13 protein-coding genes, 1 other RNA gene and 1 other annotated feature are annotated in these 8,895 nt (G+C 37.0%); of the genes, 1 reads left to right on the plus strand and 13 read right to left on the minus strand.

The genetic code is table 11. The features are described from left to right. Window positions 1-25: 25 nt before the first annotated feature. The 11 genes from WS44_RS05845 to rplJ all read right to left on the minus strand — a co-directional run bounded on the left by WS44_RS05845 (window position 26) and on the right by rplJ (window position 6,590). Window positions 26-262, minus strand: coding sequence for a YaaL family protein (locus tag WS44_RS05845; RefSeq protein ID WP_013437199.1), 237 nt, complete (start codon window positions 260-262; stop codon window positions 26-28). After that, window positions 262-861 (minus strand): recombination mediator RecR, encoded by a 600-nt coding sequence (gene recR / locus WS44_RS05850; RefSeq protein WP_013437198.1) that lies wholly within the window; start codon window positions 859-861, stop codon window positions 262-264. Before recR ends, WS44_RS05845 begins: the two co-directional genes overlap by 1 nt. Next, the gene (locus WS44_RS05855) at window positions 862-1,191 is read right to left on the minus strand and encodes a YbaB/EbfC family nucleoid-associated protein (protein WP_013437197.1); all 330 of its coding nucleotides are present in this window, start codon (window positions 1,189-1,191) and stop codon (window positions 862-864) included. A gap of 13 nt (window positions 1,192-1,204) precedes the next feature. Next, window positions 1,205-3,013: a DNA polymerase III subunit gamma/tau gene (dnaX, locus tag WS44_RS05860; protein ID WP_046433636.1), complete on the minus strand. Its 1,809-nt coding sequence runs from the start codon at window positions 3,011-3,013 to the stop codon at window positions 1,205-1,207. Between the two features lie 62 nt (window positions 3,014-3,075). Further along, an RNA gene (gene ffs, locus WS44_RS09990) (signal recognition particle sRNA small type) lies at window positions 3,076-3,156 on the minus strand. Between the two features lie 51 nt (window positions 3,157-3,207). Further along, entirely contained in the window at window positions 3,208-3,714 is a 507-nt protein-coding gene (gene tadA / locus WS44_RS05865) for a tRNA adenosine(34) deaminase TadA (RefSeq protein WP_014565560.1), read from the minus strand. A gap of 98 nt (window positions 3,715-3,812) precedes the next feature. Continuing rightward, window positions 3,813-3,995, minus strand: a complete 183-nt coding sequence (locus tag WS44_RS05870; protein ID WP_046433638.1) for a hypothetical protein — start codon at window positions 3,993-3,995, stop codon at window positions 3,813-3,815. Window positions 3,996-4,123: 128 nt separating this feature from the next. Next, on the minus strand, window positions 4,124-4,744 hold the full coding sequence (locus WS44_RS05875; protein ID WP_013437191.1) for a methyltransferase: 621 nt from the start codon (window positions 4,742-4,744) through the stop codon (window positions 4,124-4,126). After that, window positions 4,745-5,590 (minus strand): ion transporter, encoded by an 846-nt coding sequence (locus tag WS44_RS05880; protein WP_013437190.1) that lies wholly within the window; start codon window positions 5,588-5,590, stop codon window positions 4,745-4,747. A 74-nt stretch (window positions 5,591-5,664) separates the two neighbouring features. Then, window positions 5,665-6,027, minus strand: coding sequence for a 50S ribosomal protein L7/L12 (gene rplL / locus WS44_RS05885; RefSeq protein WP_013641504.1), 363 nt, complete (start codon window positions 6,025-6,027; stop codon window positions 5,665-5,667). 50 nt (window positions 6,028-6,077) lie between these two features. Then, entirely contained in the window at window positions 6,078-6,590 is a 513-nt protein-coding gene (gene rplJ / locus WS44_RS05890; protein ID WP_013437188.1) for a 50S ribosomal protein L10, read from the minus strand. A 43-nt stretch (window positions 6,591-6,633) separates the two neighbouring features. Continuing rightward, window positions 6,634-6,755, minus strand: a sequence feature (ribosomal protein L10 leader region). 90 nt (window positions 6,756-6,845) lie between these two features. Between rplJ and WS44_RS05895 the strand changes: the two genes are divergently transcribed. Continuing rightward, window positions 6,846-7,217 (plus strand): hypothetical protein, encoded by a 372-nt coding sequence (locus WS44_RS05895; RefSeq protein ID WP_013437187.1) that lies wholly within the window; start codon window positions 6,846-6,848, stop codon window positions 7,215-7,217. 1 nt (window position 7,218) lies between these two features. Here the strand turns inward: WS44_RS05895 and WS44_RS09995 are convergent, their stop codons facing one another. Next, the gene (locus WS44_RS09995) at window positions 7,219-7,356 is read right to left on the minus strand and encodes a hypothetical protein (RefSeq protein ID WP_158304735.1); all 138 of its coding nucleotides are present in this window, start codon (window positions 7,354-7,356) and stop codon (window positions 7,219-7,221) included. Between the two features lie 174 nt (window positions 7,357-7,530). Beyond that, complete coding sequence (locus WS44_RS05900) at window positions 7,531-8,706, minus strand: AEC family transporter (protein ID WP_046433640.1); 1,176 nt, start codon at window positions 8,704-8,706, stop codon at window positions 7,531-7,533. Between the last annotated feature and the right edge of the window lie 189 nt (window positions 8,707-8,895).

Below are 8,895 nucleotides of genomic sequence, written 5' to 3' on the forward strand. Positions count from 1 at the left end.
AAAAGCCCCAAAATTGGAACTAATTTTATTGAGTAATCGCGTTAGTGATACCACTAAATCTTGTGCCTCGATGACGAGCTTCATTATACAAAAAAGTATACTTGGCTCTTAAAATTTTGCCTTGGATATAATTATCATCAGATAAATCCAAAGTAGTTTGATCTAAATCTTGCTCTAACGCAATTTGATTTTGTAATTTTTCAATCTCGGCTACTAATTTTTGATCGCCGAGTTCTTTGATTTTATCTTTTTTTCTAGCCATTATAGAGTCGTTCTTCCTTGTACTGCCCGTTTCAAAGTAATTGAATTGGCATATTCAATATCGCTACCTACAGATAAACCTGCAGCTAAGCGAGTAACTTTAATACCAGCTGGTTTGATCAATTTGCTGATGTACATTGCGGTTGATTCACCCTCAGGAGTCGAATTAAGAGCTAAAATCACTTCTTTAACTTCGTCATGCTTTTGCAAACGAGTAATTAAAGATTTAATGTTGATTTCTTCTGGACCAATTCCATCCATTGGTGATAATACGCCGTGAAGCACATGATACAAACCGCTGTATTCACCCATCTCTTCAAAAGACATTACATCTTTAGGCTGTTCAACCACCATAATCGTTGTTTGATCACGATTAGGGTTAGAACAAATATCACAGATATCTTTTTCGGTAATATTGCCACAAATTGGACATTGATGGATATCTTTTTTCACTTGAATTAATGCTCTAGCAAAATCTTCCACATCTTCTTGCGGCATATCCATTGTGTAAAAAGCCAATCTAGTGGCGGTCTTTTCACCAATGCCTGGAAGTTTCATATAAGCATCAATTAAATGAGCTATTGGTAATGGATATTGCAATTACATCAAGCCTTTCGTGTATTTGCCTAAACTTGCTTGGGTTGCTTCATCGATTTGAGCTAAGCCTTTGTTAACCGCATCGATTACTAAATCTTGCAACATATCAGGATCGTCTGGATCGATTGCTTCTTTATCGATCTTGAGGTCTTTAAGCTTACGGTCACCAGTAAATGTAGCAACTACCATATCATCTGCTGACTTACCGGTAAATTCTTGGGCAGTAATGTTTTCTTGTTCTTCTGCCATTTGAGCTTGCAACTTCTTAGCTTGCTTCATCATTTGTTGCATGTTCATACCGCCCATACCGCCGAAATTAGGTCTTCTACTCATTGTTTTTATCTCCTTAATCTTTAATGGTTACTGCATCCCCGAATAGATCCTTAGCTTTATCAATTACTTCGGTATCTTCTTTGGAGTCTGCTTCTTCTTTATCTTCGATTTGTTGCTTTTTCTTAGCTAATAATTCAGCCTTGTGACTTTCAACGAATTCTTTTCTTACTGCCAGCCAATCACTATCTGGGACTAAAACGATACCATAATAATGTTTAGCAAACTTTTCGATATAACTCGTTAATTTTTCCAGCAAATCACTATCTGAACTAGCATTTTCAAACCACAAAGTATACTTGCATTTCATGACTACTTGATCAGGACTAGCTGCCACTGGTTCAAGTACATCAAGCAATGCTCTTTCAGAAACTGCCAAGACAGATTGCAAATCAGGCCACACATTTTTGATGGTATTTAAATTATCTCTAGTGGCGTTTTCAAGAACATGATAAACCTGTTTGCGATTTTCTGCTGTAGTTTTTTTGATATTTTTGACTGGCTTTTTCTTAACTGGTTCAGCCGGCTTGGCCTTCGCCTTAGGCACTGATTTTGGAATCGCCGTATCCAATTGAAAAACCTGATCTTTTGCAAAAGATGGTCTCTTGGAAAGCTGTTGAACTTTTTGCGTTAATTCAACCACTTGATTCTTTAAAGCGGCGAGTTCCGCAGAAATGTCCGTACTACCTTGTTGTGGTACTGGTGCAGTCTTAGCTACAAGTGCAGATGTTGATGCTGCTACTTGTTTCGATTCACTTGTAGTAGCCTCTACCAAGAATACTTCCAATGGAATTTGTTGCTGGTTAGTATAGCGCAAATCGTTCAATGCCTTATTAGCCAAAGTAATCAAACGATAATATGTTGAAGTAGGTACATCTTTTATTTTAGCGATAAAGTCTTCCGATAAAAACATATTTTTATCGTCATCGCCTGTTTTGATGATCATCAAGCTCTTGGTGGCCATATCGACTAATTCATCCAAGATGTTCTTGGAGCTAGCACCCTTATCTAATTCTTCTTGAGCTAGCTTCAAAGCAGCGGGTGCATCTTTACTTAATAATTTAAGCAAAATTTGTTCGACATTTTTACGATCAGCAAAACCAGTAATCTGCAAAGCATCTTCATAATTGACGCTTTCTTTTTCATAACTAAGCAGCTGGTCCAAAATGCTGAGCGCATCACGCATCCCACCATCAGCTACCTGTGCGATGACCGCAATTGCCTTATCTTCGTATTTAATATTTTCTTGATCGAGAATATACTTCATTCTCTTTTCAAGATCAGCCTTGGAAATTCGTTTAAAATTGTAGCGCTGCGTTCTAGAAATGATCGTAGCTGGTACTTTTTGCAATTCTGTCGTTGCCAAAATGAAAACGACATGCTCTGGTGGCTCTTCTAGCGTTTTAAGCAATGCGTTAAAAGCACCCATTGAGAGCATATGAACTTCGTCGATGATGTAAACTTTGTACTTTCCTTCTGTTGGAGCGTACTTTACCTTATCACGAATTTCACGGATTTCATCAACACCGTTGTTGGAAGCCGCATCGATTTCCATAATATCAGGCATTGATCCTTGATCTGCCGCAATACAATTGGCGCATTTATTGCATGGTTCACCATCTTGAAGATGAGTACAGTTTAATGCTTTCGCAAATATCTTGGCACAAGAGGTCTTACCAGTACCACGAGGTCCCGCAAACAAGAATGCATGAGAAACTTTGCCTCGGATAATCGCATTTTTAAGCGTATCGGTAATTGCTTCTTGACCAATCACACTATCAAAAGTCCGTGGCCGCCATTTTCGATATAGTGCTTGATAAGCCATAAATTCTCTTCCCTAGTAAAAAAGCTCCTAACTCTAAAAGAGCTAAGAGCTTGTTAATGTCCAATAAAGGGCACATGCCTGAACGACCTTAGTGCTGCTACCTTCCGGTCCTGACACGCTTCAGAGGTCAAACATTGCCCAAAAAGTATAATAACGTATTTTAGAACTTTTTTCTAGTTTATTGCCTCAAAAAGTTAATTATTTTCTTCTTTTTGAGCTTGTTTTGCTTCTTTTTGTTTTTGCCGAATTGCTCTAAAGAAGTCTTTTAACATTTGGGCACATTGATCACGATAAAGACCGCGAATTGCATGAGGATGGTGGTTAAATTTTTCCACAGTAAATAAATCCACAACTGATCCACAGGCGCCTGCTTTAGGATCAAGCGCACCAAAATAGACATCCTTAATGCGCGAATTAATAATTGCACCAGCGCACATCGGACAAGGTTCTAAAGTTACGAATAAACTACAGTCAATTAGTCTCCACATGCCTAAATTCTTACATGCTTCTTTAATAGCAATCATCTCCGCATGTTGGGTGGCATCTTTATCTAATTCTCGCCTATTATAACCAGTGCCGATTACCTTGCCATCAGGATCAACTATTACGGCTCCGATAGGAACTTCTCCTTGCTTCTCAGCCTCTTTTGCCTGGGCTATGGCTAATTGCATGTATTTCTGTTTATCATCGCTAGAAAGCATTATTTTCACTCACATTCAATTTAAGTTCTTTCCATTTTATTTTACCAAAAAAGGACTAGCCATTTTGACTAGTCCTTTAATCTTTTAGTGAGTACTGATTATAAAGTACTGATGTTGCGATTTCTAAAGTTGTGGTAGAAGAAGATACCTGACAAAATAAGGTACAATGCAGCGATACTTGCTGGGCCAGCAGTTTCGTTATCGCCTGAGATCCAACCCAACATAAATACACCAACGATTACAATTAAAACAGCAACGATATATTTCCAAACTTTTTTCATGACTAATTAACCTCTTCACATATTCTCTATCTTTATATCTTTATTATAGAGAGGCTAATCGCCAAAAGAAAGCATTTTTATAAACTCTAATATTGATCTAATAAGGCTTTTACGCAATTCTTATTTATTTAATTCTTAGTTGATTTTAAGATATAATAGCCTTTATCTCTTGTTAAAATTTCACAATTTTCGTAAATGGCAGTCATATTCTTACGGGCACTAGGTTCTCCCTGCTTTTTCTGGATTACTACTAAGAGAACGCCACCACTCACTAAATGCTCATTTGCACCCATTAAAATCTCATTTACGACTTTTTTGCCGGCTCTAATCGGCGGATTTGTTAATATTAAGCCAAACTTTTTATCATTATCCACCTGTGCATAACAATCAGAAGTGTAGATATCCACATTAGAGATATGATTATTCTTGGCATTTTGTCTAGCTAAATTAAGTCCACGCTCATTAACATCAACCATATCAACTGTTTGATCAGGCCAAAACTTAGCTGCAAACAAACCAATTGGGCCATAGCCAGTACCTACGTCCAAAATACCCTCTTTAGGAAAAGTTACGTCCTTCATGGTCTTGATTAAAACGCCACTACCGTAATCAATTCGCATTTTGGAAAAGACGCCGGCATCAGTGGTAAATTTCAAATCAATATCATCTACATGATAATCTACAACGTGCTCATCATGCTTAGCCGTAGGATCTGCCGCAAAGTACATTTGATTTTTTTCTTCGCTCATCTAATTATCCTTTCTTTTTTCAAACCAATCTTTTATTTTACTTAGTTCACTTGAATTTTGCTCGGTCTTTAAATTTTCAATTTCGGCCTGTAGCTTTTTATTTTGATCCGTTAAGGCCTGATTTTGCTTTTCAATATCATCAAGCTTTTTCAGAATTAATTCAATATTATCATGCGTCTCATGAGTATGAGCTCCATTCGTTCGCCGCATTAAATATGACGTAATGGATGACGTCAGCATACCGACAATACCAATACCCAAGAGCATTGTTATCAACGTGACGAACTTCCCTACAATACTGTGAGGCGGAATTGTTTTACCAAAAATTGCATCATAACCGACTGTTGAAGCAGTTGAAACAACCCACCAAAAAGCCGTATCCAGTGTCACATGTTCGGCAATCGCAAAGGCCTCAGCACCAACTAAAATAAACGTAATGGTAAAAAAGATAACGTAAAGTAAGCCGTTGGTATGAAAGATTTCCCTTAATTTTCCCATTAAACCGGCCAGTCGAATCAAACGTAATAATCGCAAGTCCGACACTAATCCAGACAAATTAAAGACGTTTAGTCCAACGAATAGCAGTCCCATTGGAATAATGCTCAATAAATCATAGATATGTGTTTTAAAGAAAACCTTTTTATCTTTTGCTTGTCTTAAATGATAAAAATAATCAATTGCAAAATAGACTACGATACCCGCATTTATCCAAAACCATTTGCTCGTAGGTTGATCGATGCTAATTACTGCCGCAAAATCTAATAAAATTAAAAAGATTGAAATAATGGATAAAATCGCCATTACCCATTGATATGGCGTTAATTTTTTATTTATACCTTGCATCATAAAATAAATTACACAAAAAAATAAGTCCTTCGCTATGTGCGAAGAACTTATTCTTAATTGCCCTAAGGCATTAATTATTTAAGGGTTACAGTTGCGCCAACGCCTTCAAGTTGTTCCTTGATCTTGTTTGCATCGTCTTCTGAAGCGCCTTCCTTAACGATAACTGGAGCACCGTCAACCAACTTCTTAGCATCAAGTAAGCCCTTGCCAGTGATGTCACGGATTTCCTTGATAACCTTAACCTTTTCTTGACCTGCGTCAGTTAATTCAACGTCGAATTCTGACTTAGCAGCAGCAGCGTCACCAGCACCTGCAGCAGCAACTGGAGCAGCAGCAGTAACGTCAAATTCGTCTTCAATAGCCTTTACAAGGTCGTTCAATTCAAGAATTGAAGCACCCTTTAATTCTTCAATAATCTTATCAGTATCTAAAGCCATTTAAGTATCCTCCGAAAAATTAGAATTTAGATATTAAATACAATTGTTTATTATTCAGCTGAGTCTTCGTCCTTTGATTCAGCAACAGCCTTAACAGCATAAGCGAAGTCGCGGATAGGAGCTTGCAATACAGAAACAAGCATTGAAAGCAACCCTTCGCGGCCTGGGATTGAAGCAAGTTCTTTGATTTCATCCTTAGAAGTCAACTTACCTTCAAGCATACCACCCTTGATTTCGATAACGTCGAAATCATCTTCGTACTTAGAAACAATACGTGCAGGTTCAGTAATATCATCAGCGTTATCAGTGTAGATAACAGCAGTTGGGCCTACAAAAGTATCGTCAAGGCCTTCAATACCAGCCTTAGCAGCAGCACGTCTCAAGTAGGTATTCTTGATAACCTTCATCTTAACATCGTTATCACGAAGATCCTTACGCATATTAGTAACTTCTTCAACAGTTAAACCAAGGTAGTTAATTACCAAGATTGCCTTAGCAGCTTTAAGTTCTTCAGCAAATGCATCAACGAGCTTTTCCTTTTCAGCAATAGCAGCTTTACTCAATTAATTTCACCTCCATGATCGCATTGATAAATTCTATAAGGCCTTTTCAAAGCAAAAACTCCATGCCGAAAGACATGGAGCATAAAAATCTTCATTATCTTCTGGCCTCGGCGGGATTTTGAGGCGTCATGCCACCCGAGTCTTAGGTAGAATTTACAATTACTTAGTATAGCAGGCATTGCAAGAGATAGCAAGGATAAATTTACAAATTGTAGAATAATCTGTAAGATAGTACAAAAAAGATTGGAGAGAAATATGACAGATCAAGAACGAAAAGAACGTATTTTAACCAAATTACGCAACATTGTCTTCCTATTACTCGGAATTACCGTTGTCTTCATCAGTATCGCCAGCATCGTTTCCAACACCGCCTTTGGCAATATCGTTTCAAATGCTGTTTGGATTGTTTTAGCTTTATTTTTAATCGTTCAAGCTGCTATCAGTATTTACCAAAGTTTGACACCCTTAAAAACGAGAGCAAAAATCTTTTTACTAACCGACTGGGCCACTATTTTGCTTGGCATCTTACTTGCTAACTGTGCCTATTTTATGAAAAATAATTTTTGGTTAATCATCGGCATCGCAATTTTTATTGCAGGCTGCATCCCTATCAAAGATGCAAAATAATCTAATTTTTATCTTGCTTAACAATTTCTAGAATCTTTTGGACCATTCCATCAAGATCATCATTGGCGAAGATTTGATAATTGCCATACTTGCTATCATGATCAGCAGTTTCAGCAAAAGACAAAAATCGTCGTTTCAATATTATTTATATATGCATAATTTGCGGCTAGGGCAATTGTCTTCATCATCCACACCTACTATCAACTAAATTACATTTATTACATACTTTTCTATTAATTATTTTAACAAAAGAAAATAGACTTATAACGCAAAATAAAAAAGCTTCTCGCGAAGCTTTTTATTTTATCGTTTATTAGTGGAATACACCGGCGATTAGTGGTAATGCCCAAATCCAGAAAATACAACTTACTGCAAAGAAGACAGTTGAAACAGCAACTGAACTTGCACCTTCCTTAACATAAATGTTGTAACGACTAGAAATGATAATACCTGAAAATGCAGGTGGCAATCCGGTTGCTAAACAAAGCATTGAAATCTTCTGCGGGTCTGATCCCATACCACATAAGTATGCGGCAGCTACAATAATTGCAGGAGTTAAGAACAAACGGAAGAATGTATTCCAGATAACTTCTTTATCAATTGAGAATTTAACAGTTGATAAAGCTAAACCGGCAGCTAAAACAGCAACACCAGCATTAGCCTTAGCAATCAAATCAAACGTAGGAGCCCATGAACTAGGAACTCTAATTCCGATCAAAACAAGGATAACAGCGATAAGTGGAGCAGCAGCAACTGGCTTCTTAATCGCATCAAGAACTGATTTCAAAGTTGGATTCATATGCTTGCCATTGTCTTCGCCAGCATGATCCTTGAATTCAGCATGAACTAAATCAATTTCACGTTTAATTCCTTTTTCGCTAAGAGCTTTAGCTTCTTCGTCACTTACAGGTATGTCGTCAGGAACAGTAACCTTCTTGACCTTCTTAACAGCAGTACCCTTTTGAGGTAACTCAACTTCAACCTCAGTACCACCATTATTCTTCTTAGCCTTTTCCTTTAAAGCAGCTTGTCCTCTATTAATTAAAGACAAACCTAAAGGAATAGTAACCGCATTAACAACAATAGAAACAATCCCAATAACTAAGTTAGTTGTAGCATTATTGCCATAAATAGGATCAAGAACGGCAAATCCTAAAAAACCAATCGTTGGTGAGCCAGCAATCATCGCACAAACTGCAGCTTCTTGCGTTGATCTATGAAACATCAGCTTATCTAAATAATAGCTGAGCATGAATAAGCCTGTAACACCTACTAATGAGATCAATGTCAAAACTATGTCTTGTGCGAACATTTTTCTCGTAGCTTTGACAATTGAAATAAACAAAGCTGCAGGCAATGCAATATTTAAAACTAGTTTATTTAAACCTTGACGCTGATCGTCGTCAAAGAATGTAAACTTTCCACATACGTACCCTAATAGCATGATGACTAGTATGGGAACGATGTCATTAATCAAAATCGTAGTCATGGTTTCCCTCCACAGAAACAAGATATAATTTATTTTAAATAACACTATATATATTTAAAACACTTTACTTCTTTATTATGGTCATCATCTGAAACTGTCAAATCTTTTGTGTAAATAGATCTTTCTCGTAAATTGATTTTTTAATTATTTATTTAATCAAAGTAGGATTCTAAGGTGTCCTGAACCTGA

Source organism: Lactobacillus sp. N54.MGS-719, from assembly GCF_000980505.1.
GTDB classification, from domain to species: Bacteria; Bacillota; Bacilli; order Lactobacillales; family Lactobacillaceae; genus Lactobacillus; species Lactobacillus amylovorus.